The organism is Kushneria sp. EE4 (assembly GCF_977968315.1).
The window spans coordinates 381,818-398,210 of sequence record NZ_OZ386212.1; the positions used below are offsets into that span (position 1 = coordinate 381,818).

Sequence of the window (16,393 nt, forward strand, 5' to 3'; positions counted from 1 at the left end):
TGGCTTCGCGCAAGACCTTTCCGTGTTTCCATAAGGCAACTCCATGAATGCGTTGACCCTGGCCTCGTTTGTCTTTTTTACCGCATTGGTAGCGTTCGTTACCTGGCGCATGACGCGTCACGATGATCATCGCCATTCGAGCGGTTACTTTCTGGCAGGGCGCAGTCTGACCTTCCCGATCATTGCGGGCTCGTTGATGATGACCAACCTGTCGACCGAGCAGATGGTCGGGCTCAACGGGGCGGCATTTACCGACGGGCTATCGGTCATGGCCTGGGAGGTGATCGCGGTCGTCACCCTGGTCACCATGGCCATGTTCTTTCTACCGCGCTTTCTTAAAAGCGGTGTCACGACGGTACCGGAGCTGCTGGCGCTGCGGTTTGATCGCACCACTCGACTATTGGCCAACATCATCTTCATGGTCGCTTATGCGGCCATTCTACTTCCCAGCATTCTTTATTCCGGCGCGCTCGGGCTGATGGGGTTACTGGATCTTCAGACGCTGACCGGCATCGAATCCAATGCGGTACTGCTGGTGCTGACCATTGTGGCCGTCGGCGTCGGCGGGTCCATCTACGCCCTGTTTGGCGGGCTGCGCTCGATTGCCATTTCCGACACCATCAACGGCGTAGGGCTTTTGATCGGCGGGTTGATGATCGTCTATTTCGGTCTCAATGCGATCAGTGATGGCCAGGGCATTCTGGCCGGGTGGGACACGCTCAAGACCAGCCATCCGGAAAAAATGCGCTCCTGGGGGACTGAGGATCAATCGGTACCTTTCTCCACCATCTTTACCGGTGTTCTGCTTTTGAACATGTTCTACTGGTGCACCAACCAGCAGATCATTCAGCGTACCTTTGCCGCCAAAACCCTGGCCGAAGGGCAGAAAGGGGTGCTTTTGACCGGGCTGCTCAAGCTGCTTGGACCGCTTTATCTGGTGCTGCCGGGAATTATTGCCTTTCATATGTATGTCGGCGAAGGCGTCAAGGCCGATGCGGCCTATGGACAGCTGGTCCATGACGTTTTGCCAGCGCCGCTGACAGGCTTTTTTGCAGCGGCGATGGTCGGGGCCATCCTGTCGTCTTTCAACTCGGCGCTGAATTCAACGGCCACGCTGTTCAGTCTGGATGTCTATAAGGCGCGACTGAAGCCCAGTGCCACGGAAGCTCAGGTGGTGCGAGCTTCCAAGTGGTCAGGCTGGCTGATGGCGATCGCGGCCATGACCATTGCGCCCCTGATGGCCAGTCAGGAGAGCCTTTTTGTCTATGTCCAGAAGGTCAACTCGCTGTATTACGTCCCCCTGCTGTCGGTCATTCTGGTCGGCTTTTTGACCCGGCGTGTGCCGGCACTTGCCGCCAATCTGGCGCTGGTGCTGGGTTGTGTGGTGATTGCCGCATTTTATTTCGTACCGCCGCTGGCCGGTGTCGTTGATGCCGTGTCCAATTTCCACTTCATTGCGATTGTCATGGTGCTTCTGGTGTTGATGATGCTGGCCATCGGTAAAATGATGCCGCGTGCCGAACCCTGGGTGCAGCAGGATGCCGGGGCCATCGACATGACGCCCTGGAGCAAGGCATGGCCGGCCAGCATTGCGTTGCTGGTACTGGTCGTTGCTATCTATCTGGCCTTTATCTAGCCCTTGCCGGTGCCGCGCCTGTGGATCGCAGGCGCTAACACGCTGTCCAGACGCCCTGTTCATAAAATCGCTGTCCATAACGTACTGCCCATAACGCACTGTCCCCGCTCGGGAAACCGAAGCGGGGACAGTGCGTTAAACAATGGGCTGGTTAGCGTGTCGTTGACCAGACACTGACGCTGGCCGGGGCGAGCGTCGTGCCGCCGACCAGATAACCTGCTTTGGGGACCAGATCGTTCGGCAGATGGCGGGGTTCGGGCGCGTAGTTGAAGGCAAAGCAAAGCGCGCCGCGACGGCGTATCCTGACCCCTTCGGGCAGCACGGTGGTGGTAATATCGGCTTCGCGACACGCCTCGGCGAATATCGCCATCATGCTGTCCTCATCCAGCCAGGCGGTGAGATAGGTCACGCCTTCATGTTCGGTCACTGCCGGCATGCCGTCCTCGAAGCGGTGCACGACCCGAGCCTTTTGACGCTTTTCATCCAGCTGTTCGCGCCAGCGCAGGGCATGACCCTGTGGGCTGCCGGGCAGGCTCAGGCGCGGATGGGTGCCCGGGCGCATGCCGTCGATCTGGTCCACCGTCACGCCGGTCAGCGTGGCCAGAGGCCCCGGTGCCAGGTTAGCAGGAATCTGAAAATCAGGGGTGCGTGAGCCGGAGCGCGCGCCGATGATCAATGGGGTGCCCGAGTCGCGGGCGGCCTCAAGCCTTGTCGCAAGGGCGTCGTCGGCAATGACCTGGCAGGGGAGCACGACCAGGGCGTAGCCGTCGAGCTCGGCGGTGGGCGACACGATATCGACATCAAGGCCCAGCCGGCGCAGGGCGCTGTACCAGCTCAGGTGCAGCTCCAGCACATCGAAATCGGCGGCATGGGGCTGAATCTGACAGGCCCAGATGGCGCTGTAGTCAAACATCAGCGCAACCGATGCCGAGGCCGTGGTGATGTCTTCCCGGGCCAGGTCAGGAAGCTCGTCACGCACGGCCAGCAGCTCCGGCCAGGCGTTTGATTCACTGCCGTCGGGGCGCAGCAGGCCCGCGTGCATTTGTTCCTGGGCGAAGGGCGCCTGACGCCAGCGGAAATAGGACACCACTTCGGCGCCGTGGGCGAAGGCTTCATGGCTCCAGAGACGCACCATGCCGGGCAGCGGGGCAGCGTTGCTGATCGCCCAGTTGACCGGTCCCGGCTGCTGCTCCATGACCCACCAGCGACCGCGGCACATGGCGCGGTAGAGATCGTGATGAAAACCGGCAAAATCCGGATGACCCTGCCGGCGGTAGTGATCACGAGTGGTTTCATCATGGGCGCCGCGCTCCAGAAAGCCCAACGGATAGCTGTCCCAGCTGGCGATATCGAGATCGCGGGCGACATCGAAATGATCGAACTCGGTAAAAAGCCCCATGAAGTTGTGAACGATATCCACGGATACCCCGGCGGCGCGCAGGGTATCGACCTGCAGGCGGTTGTAGGTCACCACCAGATCCGAACAGTAGCGGCGGTAATCGAGCACGATGGCCGGGTGGGGTTCGGTCACGGTGCCGACTGGCGCTTCCACCTGGTCAAACTCGGTGACCTCCATGCTCCAGAACACGCTGCCCCAGGCGTTGTTGAGCGCCTCAACATCGCCATGGCGCTGCTGGAGCCAGTCGCCGAAGCCGGCGCGCGCCGCCGGTGAGTAGCTGAGGATGGTGTCGTGACAGCCGTATTCGTTGTCGGTCTGCCAGGCGATAATAGCCGGGTGTCCCGCGTAGCGCTCGGCCATCAGCCGGATGATGCGCTCGCTTTGCGTGCGATAGACCGGCGAGGCAAAGCAGTAGTGGCGGCGCGACCCAAAACCTCGTGGTCGATCATGTTCGTCCACGGCGAGAATCTCCGGATGTGTATCGACCAGCCACTTGGGCGGGGTCGCGGTGGGGGTACCCATCACGATGGAAAGGCCGGCCTCGGCCAGTGTTGCCACGGCCTCATCAAGCCAATCAAACTGCAGCTCCCCCGGGCGCGGCTCCAGCCGACTCCAGGCAAATTCACCGATACGCACAACGCTGATGCCGGCCTCGACCATGGCTCGCGCGTCTTCGGCCCAGCGCTGTCGGGGCCAGTGTTCCGGGTAATAACAGACACCTAATTGCATGGCTTGCTCCTGGGGTGTGGGTGTCGAGGGCAGGGCGTGCTCATCATGTATCGCCATGAGGAGCAGTAGGTGACGAGACGGCAGTGCCTTGTCGGCACAAAATCCGTGTGGGGGTCACCTCACGGGATTCATTCACAGGGATGTTAGCGGGCCGGGGCGCAGCGCGGTCGGTCTGCCGGAGAGCTCAAGGTCGGCTGCCGTACGGGCCAGAACATGCTCGGTGGCTTCGCGGGCCGCTGCCGGTTGTCGCATCCGGATGGCCTCCAGTACCCGGCGGTGGCGCTCCAGGCTGTCGTCGAGTCGGTCAACACGATGATGAGAGCGCTGGATCAGCGCTACAATCGAGGGGCGAAGCAAAAGCCCCATCTGGCGCCATACCAGGTTATGACTGGCACTGTAAATGGCTTCATGGAAGGCGATGTCGTAATCAATGTGAGCGTTGCGCTGTTCCGGATCATCCGCCGTCTCACACATGCCGTTAAAGGCGCTTTCGATCTTTGCCAGATCCTGGGCCGTGGCAGCCAGTGCTGCCAGCTCGCTGACATAGGGTTCGGCGGCCAGTCGAAAGGCAAACACCTCATGCACCAGCTGGGGGTGTGGTGTGTCCAGTCCGGCAAGCCAGAGGCTCATGTTCGGGTCAAGCAGATGCCAGTCGGCAATATCGCGCACGATGGTGCCGCGCCCGGCAGTACGCTCTATGAGCCCGCAGCTGCTCAGGGTCGCCAGGGCATTGCGTATCCGGTTGCGGCTGGCATCAAAGTGACGACTCAGATCCAGCTCCCGCGGGAAGATGTCACCGCTGGCCCACTGGCCCGACAAAATGGTATGTGCCAGCACCGAGGCAAGCGTATCGGCATCAGCGTCGGCAGCAGCATGAGGTAGATGCTTGAGCTCGGTCATAGGCATGTCTCCAAATATCAGATATAAATATAATAATGTCTGATATTTAGCTCAACGGCTGCCTGACCATTGGCCTATAGACATTGGTCGCGCAGGGGTGGGCCCTTGTCACAGGTGGCGGGAGACGCTACGGCAGGCATATGAAGGCCCCGGCTTGCCGGGGCCTTTTGCGTTGGCGGGTCAGACTTCCTTGTAGAGCTCGCTGCCGCTGTCGCGAAACTTCTCCGCCTGCTCGGCCATGCCGCGTCGCATGGCGTCTTCATCGCCCTGAAGCCCGCGGTCGCGCGCGTATTCACGAACTTCCTGACTGATCTTCATCGAGCAGAACTTCGGCCCGCACATGGAGCAAAAGTGCGCCACCTTGGCCGAGTCCTTGGGCAGGGTCTCATCGTGGTATTCCCGCGCCGTATCCGGGTCCAGACCCAGATTGAACTGATCCTCCCAGCGAAATTCAAAACGCGCTTTTGAAAGGGCGTTGTCGCGTCGCTGGGATGCGGGGTGGCCCTTGGCCAGATCGGCGGCATGGGCGGCAATCTTGTAGGTGATGATGCCGGTCTTCACATCGTCGCGGTTGGGCAGGCCCAGATGCTCCTTGGGGGTGACATAGCAGAGCATGGCGCAGCCGTACCAGCCGATCATCGCCGCACCAATCCCGGAGGTGATGTGGTCATAGCCCGGGGCGATGTCGGTGGTCAGCGGCCCGAGGGTGTAGAAGGGCGCCTCGTCACAGCATTCGAGCTGCTTGTCCATGTTCTCCTTGATCAGGTGCATCGGCACATGCCCCGGCCCCTCGATCATCACCTGAACGTCTTGCTTCCAGGCGATCTGCGTCAGCTCACCCAGGGTTTCGAGTTCGGCAAACTGGGCGGCGTCGTTGGCGTCGGCAATCGATCCGGGGCGCAGGCCGTCGCCCAGCGAGAAGGCGACGTCATAGGCCGTCATGATCTCGCAGATCTCTTCAAAGCGGGTGTAGAGAAAGCTCTCTTCGTGATGGGCCAGACACCACTTGGCCATGATGGAACCGCCACGCGAGACGATGCCGGTGGTGCGTTCGGCGGTCATCGGCACATGGTGCAGGCGTACGCCGGCGTGAATGGTGAAATAGTCCACACCCTGTTCAGCCTGCTCGATGAGCGTGTCGCGAAAGATCTCCCAGGTGAGGTTTTCGGCCACACCATTGACCTTTTCCAGCGCCTGATAGAGCGGCACCGTGCCGATCGGCACCGGCGAATTGCGGATAATCCACTCACGGGTTTCGTGAATGTTCTGCCCCGTCGAGAGATCCATGATGGTATCGGCGCCCCAGCGGATGCCCCAGGTCATCTTGTCGACCTCTTCCTCGATCGAGGAGGTCACCGCCGAATTACCCAGGTTGCCGTTGATCTTCACCAGGAAATTGCGCCCGATGATCATCGGCTCGCTTTCCGGGTGATTGATGTTGTTGGGGATGATCGCCCGCCCGCGGGCCACTTCATCGCGCACAAACTCAGGGGTGATTTCTTCCGGCAGGCGTGCACCAAAGGATTCGCCCGGGTGCTGATGGCCCAGAATGCGCTCGACCTCGGCACTGCCCAGCTGCTGGCGGCGCTGGTTCTCGCGCAGGGCGATGAATTCCATTTCCGGGGTGATGATATTCTTCCGGGCGTAGTGCATCTGGGTCACGTTGCGTCCCGGCTTCGCGCGCCGCGGGGTGCGTTTCAAATCAAAACGCAGGGTCGCCAGACGCGGGTCCTCGGCGCGGCGCTTGCCGTATTCAGAGGTGGGGCCGTCCAGCCACTCGGTGTCACCCCGCTCATCGATCCAGGCCCGGCGCAAATCCGCCAGACCGCGGCGGATGTCGATACCGGCGCCCGGGTCGGTGTAGGGGCCGGAAGTGTCATAGACCAGCAGGGGCGGGTTCTCTTCGATGCCGTCGCGGGTAGTCGTGGGGGAGAGACTGATCTCGCGCATGGGCACGCGAATATCCGAGCGCGAGCCTTCGACGAACACCTTGCGTGAGGCGGGCAGTGGCGATACGGAAGCGCTATCGACGCGGGCGCTGTCGGCCAGAAAGGTGGGGTGCTTTTTGCCGCGGCGCGGGGCGTGCGATTCCTGAGAGATCGTGCTTTCGGTCATGGTGTGCTCCAGAGCGTGACATCAGTCAGCCGGCGCACAGCGTAGGCAGGAAGGGGGAGGTGTTACAGGATGCCGGAACGGCAGCGCGGACCCTTCGCTTGAATCCCTACGCCGGTATTAGCCGGATCAGGTTCATCGGGATCCACCGTGGTATCGCAGAGCGACACAGGATGATCTCAGCCGGTTCCACCGGCACCCCGTCAAGCAGCAATGGCCAAGCCATTGCCGGGTCAGTCTGTGCCGGGCAGCGGTGCCCGGTCAAGTGTCATCAGTCGGCGTTTACCGTCGGTTCAGGACACGGTATTGAGCACCATCTGCCAGAAGGCCGCTTCGAGATGCGGGGCATCGCGGAAAGTGATGATCAGCTGAACAAAATGGTTGCCGGTCCCCAGTACGTAGCGGGTACAGGCCATTGCCGCCGGCCCATCGGACAGCTCCTCTTTTCCAATGCCCGCTCGCGGCAAAATTTGCTTTGCCGCCTTTGTGATCAATGGGATAGTTTTGTACGAAGTGGCTGCTGAACGTGCCGGCACGTTCATTGAGGTTATGCAGCTGGGCGTATAATTACTGTTGTGCGCCTGGTAAGGCGTTAGGAGAAAAATGATGGCGGAGAACAAAAAGCATCATCACCCAATCTCGTTCGGTGTGGGTTGCTTCAATTTTGGCGTCAACGAGTCGGTCCCGAGGAGGCTCTCAGTATCGCAGTTTGTAACTGACGTTAAACGAGCATTGGAAGCGATTCATTCTATCAACAACATTTCGATCGAGTGCACAAACAGCGACGAACTGGATTTAAGATTTAATGATCCCATACCGTCATTAAAAGAAGAAAACGCTTTTATACCACACCTATACTTCTTTTCGGTAAGTTTCGACTTGTACATTCCTGCACGGGTTCAGAGGGAAGTGACAGGAAACATATTTTTTAGAGAGGCGAATGCTGAGAGGTTTCGGGTTTTTTGCCAGAATGAATTTGATTGCCCTATTGCTTTTATTTGGCCTATCAAAGACGACCCTGACGATTCTCCATCTTCAAGCGTTGTTGTTGTACGTAAATATCTGGAGTCCGAGTTTAAAAAACTCGATGGTTACGTCACTTTTGAAAGTCTTGGCCCTAGTCCCTATCATGCAAACTTTCAACTTTGCCCCAAACCTGAGACAGAGAAGGTGCAGGATATCTTTGAAGCGAAAGCTCTCGCGGTTCGAGGATATAACAAAGTTAAAATTTACTACGATACGGGTGAGTTCGGCTCAGCCGAGGACGCTTTTTCTGCGTTACGCAGCTTGCTCGGGGATGAGCTTGATGTTTTCTATGAAATTGTAAGGACTAGAAACGAGCGGTCTCGCGTTTGGGTTAGACTCCAAGAAATTATGGAAGATCTTGTTACAAAGGAAGGGCTTTCGTTTTGGGGGCAACTTCAGGCTCTGAGGAAGAGACGACGTCAAATACATCATGCCCACCAGCAGCTTGTAGAGTTCGAAACTTTGAGGGTGTTCTCTCAACAACGGCTTCAGAAACTCGTTAACGATCTATACAAGTCAGGTGAACCTGAGATTCTTAAGACAGAGGTGAAGTCTAAGTTGGAAGAATTAGAAGAGTTGCCTACCAGCGAACTGGGACGGCTCTTGGCTTTTGCAGAGAATCGGCGGTCAAAGTCTCTTGAGATGGGAATCGTTTTACTTTCGTCATTATTGGGTGGCGCCGCTGGCTCAGTAATCACACGGTTTCTTGGGTAGAGGCACAGAATAAACTTTCCTGAATTCAAACGTTAGGCCTTTTTGGAAATCGAGGAATGGCTGTAAAGAACCAATATCAAGATTTGCTGAGATCAAAAGTCACATCTGCCATATCTCAAGCACGAGCTGCGGCAGGGTTTTCACATCAAGGAGTCAAAGGTAATGTTCTTGAATTGCTCATTGGTCAATTATTTGAGCCGCTATTACCTGCTGATGTTGGTGTGGGTACTGGTCAGATAATAGATAGCTACAATGGAGAAATGTCTGGGCAAATAGATATTATTTTATATGATAGAGCTATTTTGCCTCCAATTTTAATGGATAAAAAAGTCGGGATTTTCCCAATCGAGTCTGTGCTTTATACAATTGAAGTTAAAACAACCTTGAATGCCACAGAGCTTAAAATGGCACATGAAAGTGCTAAAGACTTAAATCTTAACTTTGGTTATCTTCCGGGTCAAAAAGGCGATGATGGCAAAGAAATGCATCATTCTATCGAAAAGCTTAGGTCAGTGGTTTTCGCACTTAACTCGGACCTCACTGGCACTGGACTAAATGAGGCAGAGCGTTATCGAAAGTTATACGATGAGGATGCGGCATATGTCAGAGCAATATGTGTTGCTGGTAAAGAGTACTGGTACGATAACAGTAATTACTGGATAGGCTTCAAAGATGGCAAAGATTTTGATGAAGTTCTTGCTTTTGTCGGTGGGGTGACTAATACCTATCGAGGCGTATCAGCTAGTCGGGGGCAACCATGTTTGGGGCACTATGTCATCCCGGAAGCCAAATGTTTTGTAGCAACAAAGTCTAGGGATGTACCCTCAGTTCAATTAACTTGTGAAAAATGCGGCATTGAAGGGGAAGTGGTCCCAAATATTGGCTCACTGGATATAACTATTAATGGTTCTATTGCATCTGAAGAGCGTTGCCCCAGTTGTGATGGTAAGATGTCGTCTAAAAATGGAACTTATATCTTTAAAAAAGGACGCCTTGTTGAGAGTGCAATAGGCTAACAAAGTACTGCTTGGGGCAAGCTTACGCTGCGCTTCGGTTTGCACCAAGGCATGGCGTTAAGTATTAAATAAAGGGGCAGTATACTCCAACCCTCGCTGCCCATAGTCTTTGTTCTTCCCGGACCTGAACAAACGACACTACTCGAAACCTTGGTCACTCGACTTGGCGTTGCGTCCTTGCGTATTGATACCGTCGGGCAAGCTCTGCGTGACGGTCGCCAAATGTTTTTTGTCAGGCACTCCAGTCACAGCCTCGCCGCCATCCTGCCATGATGGGGAGGTGCTGCTTGCCAATAAAGCGAAGGAATATGCGAATCCAATGGAAGCAGGTTTGCCCAGTGTGCAGGTGATAGCGCTTTGCCCGCAGGGTCGCCTTGACGCTGCTCATTCGCTTCATCGTGATATCGCATTGCGATACCACGATGATCTCGGCCGGTGCCACCGGCAACTCGTTAAATGTTCAGCGCGCGGCATCAAGCCCCATCTGCCAGAACGCGGCTTCAAGGCGCGTGGCATCCTGGAAGATTTTGGTCAGCTGGGCAAAACGGGCAGGGGAGACTTCGGCCAGCCGTTCGTCCAGCCACTGGCGCTCACGCTGCGCGGCCTGCTGATACTCATCGTCGCGATACATGTCGATCCACGCCTGGTAGGGGTTATCGATCGTGACCGTTTGGGCTCGCGCGCCGATCCAGTTGGCAATCTCGGCGTAGCCGATCAGACAGGGCGCCATCGCCACGTGCAGGTCCAGCAGCTCGCCCCGATGGCCGCAGTCCAGCACAAAGCGGGTGTAGGCCAGCGTTTCCTGCGCTTCGGGTAGATTCTGAAGCTGCTCTTGATCGATGCCCCACGTCCGGCAGTAGTCCACGTGCAGGCCCATCTCGGTATCGACAATGGTCTTGAGATTGTCCAGTGAGTGGCGAAGCTCATTCATGTCGCGGCTTTTATAGACCGCCAGCCCCCAGGCGCGGGCAAAGTGGATCAAAAACAGATAGTCCTGCTGCAGGTAGTGACGAAAGGCAGCCGCCGGCAGCGTGGCCTCGCTGACGCCGGTCACGAAGGCGTGCTGGATATAGGCCTGCCACTGGTCGCTGCAGGCATTTTTGATCGTGTCGAAACTCTGAGACATGTCCGGCTCCGCGGTAGCGCTTTTCTGGGGCCTTTAGAGTAAACCATTGTCCTGCGTCTCCGACACGACCGGGCAGGCATGCAGCGCCAGCGGATTTGCAAAGTCGTCTTATAATTGACGCTTAACGGTCCATGTTTTGACGCTGGCAGTCGGCGTCAGAAGGCACAGGGAGACATCATGTCCCGCACAGGTTATCCGGACAGTGACACACCGTCATCGCCCGGCGACGCGCCCCGGTTTATCGAGCGGGGGCAGCCCGATTATCGGCCCACCATGCTGGCGCTGTTTCTGGGCGCCTTTTCCACCTTTGCACTGTTGTACTGCGTCCAGCCCATGATGCCGATTCTGTCCGAGGCTTTCGGGATTGATCCGGCCAGCACCAGCCTGGTGCTATCGGTCTCTACCGGCATGCTGGCGGTGGGGCTTTTGCTGACCGGCCCCGTGTCGGACGCCATCGGGCGCAAGAAGATGATGTCGCTGGCGCTGTTGAGCGCCTCTGCTTTGACCATTGGTGCGGCGTTCATGCAGCACTGGGGCACGATTCTGGTCATGCGCGCGCTGGCCGGGCTTGCCATGGCCGGGCTGTGCGGCGTGGCGATGGCCTATCTCAACGAGGAGATTCATCCGAGCTTTATCGGCGTGTCGATGGGGCTTTATATCGGCGGCAACGCCATCGGGGGCATGAGCGGGCGATTGATCAGCGGCGTGATGGTGGATTTCGTCAACTGGCGAGTGACGCTGGCCACCATGGGTGTGATCTCGCTGATCAGTGCGATCGCCTTCATGAAGATGCTGCCACCTTCGCGCCATTTTGTACCCAGACGGCTCAGCGTGGCCAATCTGGTGGGGGCCTTCCGGCTGCATTTTCGCGATGCCGGGCTGCCGTGGCTGTTTCTGGAAGCCTTTTTGCTGATGGGCAGCTTCGTGACGCTGTTCAACTACATCGTCTATCGCCTGCTGGAGGCGCCGTATCACTTCAGCCAGACGGTGATCGGGCTGTTGTCGATCGTCTATCTCTCCGGCATTTACAGCTCGGCCTGGGCGGGTGGGCTTGCCGACCGGCTGGGGCGGCCACGCGTTTTCTGGGTGTTCATTGTGGTGATGCTGGCAGGCCTTGGCCTGACGCTGGCCTCGCCCGTGGCGTTGATTCTGGTGGGCATGCTGATCTTTACCTTCGGTTTTTTCGCCGCGCACTCGATTGCCAGCGGCTGGGTCGGTCAGCGGGCCACCCAGGCACGCGGGCAGGCGTCGTCGCTTTATCTGTTCAGCTACTATCTGGGCTCGAGTCTGGCCGGCACGCTGGGGGGGGCCTTCTGGGCGCTGGGCGGCTGGAACGGCGTGGTGGCCTTTATCGCCGCACTGCTTTGTCTGGCACTGCTGGCCGGGCTGCGGCTGCGCCGACTGGCGCTTGAGCCCTCGTAAAGGCTGGGGCATTCATATGGCATGTTAGGGCAGGGTATCCGGATGTGTCTTATACTTGGCCGATATCAGTGTTTCATTTGAATACAGGACAAGGCACCGATGACAGCTCGAAAAGTACGGCATTTGCACACCGCCATTCGCGATGACATCGGTGATCTCATCACGCATCGCCCGTTGCCCGGTCCCTCGATCGACTATCTCGATCCCTATCTGTTTCTCAACCATCACGGCCCGCAGATCTACGAGCGCGATAACAAGGGTCTGCCGTTTGGCCCGCATCCGCACCGCGGCTTCGAGACCGTGACCTTCATTCTCGATGGCTCGCTGGCCCATGCCGACAGTGATGACCATCAGAGCATCATTGAAACCGGCGGCGTGCAGTGGATGACCGCCGGGCGCGGGCTGATCCACTCGGAAGTCTCTCCTGAAGCCTTTCGCCGTGACGGCGGGCGCATGGAGATCCTTCAGCTCTGGATCAATCTGCCGGCCGATCTCAAGATGACCGAACCGCGCTATACCGGCCTGCAGGCCGATGATCTCGTCCAGGTCGAGCTCGATGAAGGCCGTGGCCATCTGACGCTGATCGCCGGCGATTTCGAGCAGCAGGGCAGCACCTTCCGTGGCCCCGTCGAGACGCCGACGACCAGCTTCATGTCGATCATCACCATCAAGGAAGGGTCGCTGGTCCAGCTGCCGGTGCCCGAGGAGCACGAAATTTTCTGCTACGTGGTGCGCGGCAACATCATGATCTCGGAACAGGCGATTCGCCCCTGTCACCTGATCGAATTCCACACGCAGGGTGACTACGTCGAGATTCGCGGCTCCGGTGACGCCACGCTGATTTTCGGCCACTCGCCGCGTCTGAAGGAACCCATGGTGTCGCATGGCCCGTTCGTGATGAATACGCGTGAAGAGATCGAACAGGCTGTCAGTGACTATCAGGCCGGCAGGTTTGGCGGATTGTCTGCCGAATAGGTATGCCCGGGTATCATTGGACACCATTAAAAACGCCCGCAGCGACTGCTGCGGGCGTTTTTTTATATCCACACCTCAGAGGGAAGCGAGACCCTACCAGGCCCAGTTCATCAGCGGTGTGGGTGTGCGCCGGCGCTCGAGTTCGCGCCAGCCGCGCGCGCAGCGCACGATGATCCACACCGTAATCAGCGGGAACAGCAAAATCCCGACGCCCAGAAACGACAGCATCGTCGCCAGCACCATATAGACCAGACCGATCCAGAAGGTGCGAATCAAAAAGGTGTAGTGATCGGCAAGCCAGGCCGGCGAGCGGCGGCGATAGATATAGGCGATGACCAGCCCGGCCAGCGCCGTAATGCCGGTCAGAATGCTGGCCAGATAAAGGGCGTAGCCGATGCGCACCATCATCGGGTCGTCATCGGCGGCGGGGTCTTCATGAAGTATCGGGTCCCTGTCGGTCACGAAACGCTCCTCGGGATAATGGGATGGCGCCATCATAACCCGACAGGGGCGGGGCTGTCCGCGCCGCTTCAGCTCAGGACGTCAGCGGCGAGGGCGTCACGCCTTCAGGAATGGGGCAGGTATAGGGCGTGCGCTCGCTTGCCTCCAGAAGCTCCCGGCGCGCCTTTTGCAAACACTCCGGATCTTCCAGCAGTCGAACGGCTGTGCTGGCGAGAACTTCCGCTGCCCGCAGCATACCCTTGTGTCCCAGCGCGCTGCGCCCCTGGGCCACCACCTGCCAGGTGTGCAGGGCGGTGCCGATGGCAAAACAGCTCACGTAGCACTGCGCGGTCGGTACCACCCGGCTGACATCGCCGACATCGGTAGAGCCCTTCATGATCTCGCGGCCATCTCCCGGGGCGAGCACCGTATCCGCCAGCGCCTGTTGCTCGAAAGCGTCAATACTGGCCCGAGTATCGGGGCCGGTCATTCGACGCATGCCGTCAAGGTCGGCCTGCCGGGCCACCGGGGCAAGGGTGTCGGCGATAGCGCGAGCATAGCGCTGGTCACTCTCATCGAAGGCAGGCGCGCCCAGTGCCTGCATCTGCTCGAACATGAGCGCCTCCAGCGTGCGATTGGGCAGATAGCTGGAGCAGGCCTTGTCAAACGTCACCTCGACGCGGGTGCCGGTCATCAGTTCTGCGCCGCGGGCCACGTCCTGCAGGCGGGCGTAGATATCCTCGGTCTCCGACATGGTCGAGGCACGTACCAGATAAAGCACTTCGGCGCTGGATTGCACCACGTTGGGCGAGGTACCACCGCTGTCGGTAATGGCGTAGTGCAGGCGCGCCTGCTCGGGTACATGCTCGCGCAGATAGTTGGCCCCGATGTTCATCAGCTCGACGGCGTCAAGCGCGCTGCGACCCAGATGCGGCGAGTTGGCGGCGTGGGCGGCGGTGCCGTGAAAGCGGAAATACGCCTGAATGTTGGCAAGCGTCGGCGTCGAGAAAAGCCCCGTAAACGTCATCGGGTGCCAGGTCAGCGCGGCGTCAACGTCGTCAAAAAGCCCTTCGCGAACCATGAAGGTCTTGCCCGAGCCGCCTTCCTCACCCGGACAGCCGTAAAAGCGCAGGGTGCCGCGGCCTTCAAGCGCACCGCGCGCGGCAAGATCGTCTTTTGCGGCCACGGCGGCGGCCAGCGCCGCCGTGCCCAGCAGGTTATGACCGCAGCCATGACCGTTGCCGCCGGCGTTTAGCGGCTCATGAGTGCTGGCGCCGCCGCGCTGGCTGAGCCCGGTCAGCGCATCGAACTCACCGAGCAGCGCAATGACCGGCGCGCCACTGCCGATGCTGGCCACAAAGGCCGTGGCCATGCCGGCCACGCCGCGCTCGACGTGAAAGCCTTCGGCTTCGAGCGCATCGGACAGAAGACGACTCGAGACGTGCTCTTCAAAGCGGGTCTCGGGATGGTCCCAGATGGCATCGGCCAGCGCGATAAACGGCTCGCGGCGCGCCTTGATCAGCGCACTGATGCGTGCGGTCGGGTCGTCGGTGGCGGCATCAGCGCTCATGGCGTTCTCCGAGGGCATCGATGCCCAGCGCCAGATGCGACAGCGTCCGTACGGCCAGGGGCAGCACGTCCTCGTTGAAATCAAAGCACTGGTGGTGGTGGCCGGCGGAAAGCTCGGTACCAAAAATCATGTAGGTGGCCAGGCCGCCGCGCTCCTGCACCCGCTGCATCATGCAGGTGGCATCTTCAGAGCCCGAAGGTTCGCTGATGCGCGGTGTGACCACGTCAATGCCCGGCAGCCCCTGGATGCGCTCGTGAATGTAATCCACCAGCTCAGGGCTTGCGGTGCAGGTGTCCGCCTCACCGGCAAGGTGATATTCGACGCTGACGCCATGCATCTGCGCGGCCCCCTCGATCACATCGATGGCACGTCGGCGCATCTCCTCGTTGATGGTCGTGTTTTCACCGCGGGTTTCGATTTTCATCATGGCGCTGGCCGGCACCACGTTGCGCCCGCTGCCGGCGTTGAGCACGCCCACGTTGATGCGTGAGGCACCGGCGCTGTGGCGCGGAATGGCATGCAGTCCCACGGCGGCCTGGGCGGCGGCCAGCAACGCGTTGCGGCCTTCTTCGGGGCGGCCGCCGGCATGGGCCGGTACGCCGGTGTAGGCCACATCGAGTTTGGTGGTGGCCAGGTAGCCATCCTGGGCGCAGACAACCTCGCCGCAGGGAATGTCCATGCCGATATGAGTGGCAATGAAGACGTCAACGTCATCAAGCACGCTGGCGGCGACCATGGAGCGCGCGCCGCGCACGCCTTCCTCGGCGGGCTGAAAGATCAGCTTGATACGACCACAAAGATCCGACTCACAGGCCTTGAAAAGTCGTGCCAGCCCCAGCCCGATGGTGGTGTGTCCGTCGTGGCCACAGGCGTGCATCATGCCGGCATTTTGCGAGCCGAACCCCTGCTGGGCGGGGCGATGCGTCGGCTCACTGGACTCTTCGAGATCCAGCGCGTCCAGATCGATACGATAGCCCAGCGTCGGGCCGGGGCGACCGGTGTCGAGCACGCCGACCACGCCGGTAAAGCCGCCGGAGAGCTGCGGTAGCCAGCGCTCGACGGCGCCCTGGGTTCGGGCGCGGGCCTCCTCGCGGGCCAGGGTATCGGCATCCGGTACGCCCATGCGGGCCTTGTCGTCAACGACTTCGCGCCCCAGCGTGACCTGATAGCCCAGCCGGTCGAGCTCCTCGGCGACCAGTGACGCGGTGCGAAACTCGACCCAGCCCGATTCGGCGTGGCGGTGGAAGTCACGTCGCCAGGCGGTGAGCTGTGGCTTCAGGCTGTCGAGATGGGTTTCAAGCGTGCGTGCAAGCGTTTGTGACATGAC

At 59.2% G+C, this 16,393-nt stretch carries 13 protein-coding genes and 1 riboswitch; of the genes, 5 read left to right on the forward strand and 8 right to left on the reverse strand.

Annotated elements, in window-relative coordinates; translation table 11 throughout:
* The first annotated feature begins 43 nt into the window (after positions 1-43).
* Entirely contained in the window at positions 44-1,636 is a 1,593-nt protein-coding gene (locus tag ACXMYO_RS01790; protein ID WP_457807623.1) for a solute:sodium symporter family transporter, read from the forward strand.
* A gap of 151 nt (positions 1,637-1,787) precedes the next feature.
* Here ACXMYO_RS01790 and ACXMYO_RS01795 read toward each other — a convergent pair whose 3' ends face one another.
* The 4 genes from ACXMYO_RS01795 to ACXMYO_RS01810 form a co-directional block, all read right to left on the reverse strand.
* On the reverse strand, positions 1,788-3,764 hold the full coding sequence (locus ACXMYO_RS01795) for a beta-galactosidase (RefSeq protein ID WP_457807624.1): 1,977 nt from the start codon (positions 3,762-3,764) through the stop codon (positions 1,788-1,790).
* Between the two features lie 132 nt (positions 3,765-3,896).
* Positions 3,897-4,670: a FadR/GntR family transcriptional regulator gene (locus ACXMYO_RS01800; RefSeq protein ID WP_457807625.1), complete on the reverse strand. Its 774-nt coding sequence runs from the start codon at positions 4,668-4,670 to the stop codon at positions 3,897-3,899.
* A gap of 174 nt (positions 4,671-4,844) precedes the next feature.
* Positions 4,845-6,779, reverse strand: a complete 1,935-nt coding sequence (gene thiC, locus ACXMYO_RS01805) for a phosphomethylpyrimidine synthase ThiC (RefSeq protein WP_457807626.1) — start codon at positions 6,777-6,779, stop codon at positions 4,845-4,847.
* An 85-nt stretch (positions 6,780-6,864) separates the two neighbouring features.
* A riboswitch (TPP riboswitch) is annotated at positions 6,865-6,989 on the reverse strand.
* A gap of 80 nt (positions 6,990-7,069) precedes the next feature.
* Positions 7,070-7,192: a hypothetical protein gene (locus ACXMYO_RS01810; RefSeq protein WP_457807627.1), complete on the reverse strand. Its 123-nt coding sequence runs from the start codon at positions 7,190-7,192 to the stop codon at positions 7,070-7,072.
* Between the two features lie 190 nt (positions 7,193-7,382).
* On the opposite strand from ACXMYO_RS01810, the gene ACXMYO_RS01815 reads away from it, so the two are divergent.
* Together ACXMYO_RS01815 and ACXMYO_RS01820 are read left to right on the forward strand one after the other, a co-directional pair.
* Entirely contained in the window at positions 7,383-8,516 is a 1,134-nt protein-coding gene (locus tag ACXMYO_RS01815; RefSeq protein WP_457807628.1) for a hypothetical protein, read from the forward strand.
* Between the two features lie 56 nt (positions 8,517-8,572).
* On the forward strand, positions 8,573-9,532 hold the full coding sequence (locus tag ACXMYO_RS01820; protein WP_457807629.1) for a DUF6602 domain-containing protein: 960 nt from the start codon (positions 8,573-8,575) through the stop codon (positions 9,530-9,532).
* Positions 9,533-9,992: 460 nt separating this feature from the next.
* Here the strand turns inward: ACXMYO_RS01820 and tenA are convergent, their stop codons facing one another.
* Positions 9,993-10,658, reverse strand: coding sequence for a thiaminase II (tenA, locus tag ACXMYO_RS01825; RefSeq protein WP_457807630.1), 666 nt, complete (start codon positions 10,656-10,658; stop codon positions 9,993-9,995).
* 177 nt (positions 10,659-10,835) lie between these two features.
* Here tenA and ACXMYO_RS01830 point away from each other — a divergent pair, with 177 nt between their 5' ends.
* Both ACXMYO_RS01830 and ACXMYO_RS01835 read left to right on the forward strand, forming a co-directional pair.
* On the forward strand, positions 10,836-12,080 hold the full coding sequence (locus tag ACXMYO_RS01830; protein WP_457807631.1) for an MFS transporter: 1,245 nt from the start codon (positions 10,836-10,838) through the stop codon (positions 12,078-12,080).
* Between the two features lie 99 nt (positions 12,081-12,179).
* Positions 12,180-13,055 (forward strand): pirin family protein, encoded by an 876-nt coding sequence (locus ACXMYO_RS01835; RefSeq protein WP_457807632.1) that lies wholly within the window; start codon positions 12,180-12,182, stop codon positions 13,053-13,055.
* Between the two features lie 93 nt (positions 13,056-13,148).
* Here ACXMYO_RS01835 and ACXMYO_RS01840 read toward each other — a convergent pair whose 3' ends face one another.
* From ACXMYO_RS01840 to ACXMYO_RS01850, 3 genes are all read right to left on the reverse strand, one after another.
* On the reverse strand, positions 13,149-13,517 hold the full coding sequence (locus ACXMYO_RS01840; protein ID WP_438766404.1) for a DUF4870 family protein: 369 nt from the start codon (positions 13,515-13,517) through the stop codon (positions 13,149-13,151).
* Between the two features lie 73 nt (positions 13,518-13,590).
* Positions 13,591-15,066 (reverse strand): amidohydrolase, encoded by a 1,476-nt coding sequence (locus tag ACXMYO_RS01845; RefSeq protein WP_457807633.1) that lies wholly within the window; start codon positions 15,064-15,066, stop codon positions 13,591-13,593.
* Positions 15,056-16,390, reverse strand: a complete 1,335-nt coding sequence (locus ACXMYO_RS01850) for an amidohydrolase (RefSeq protein WP_457807634.1) — start codon at positions 16,388-16,390, stop codon at positions 15,056-15,058. Before ACXMYO_RS01850 ends, ACXMYO_RS01845 begins: the two co-directional genes overlap by 11 nt.
* Positions 16,391-16,393 lie beyond the last annotated feature (3 nt).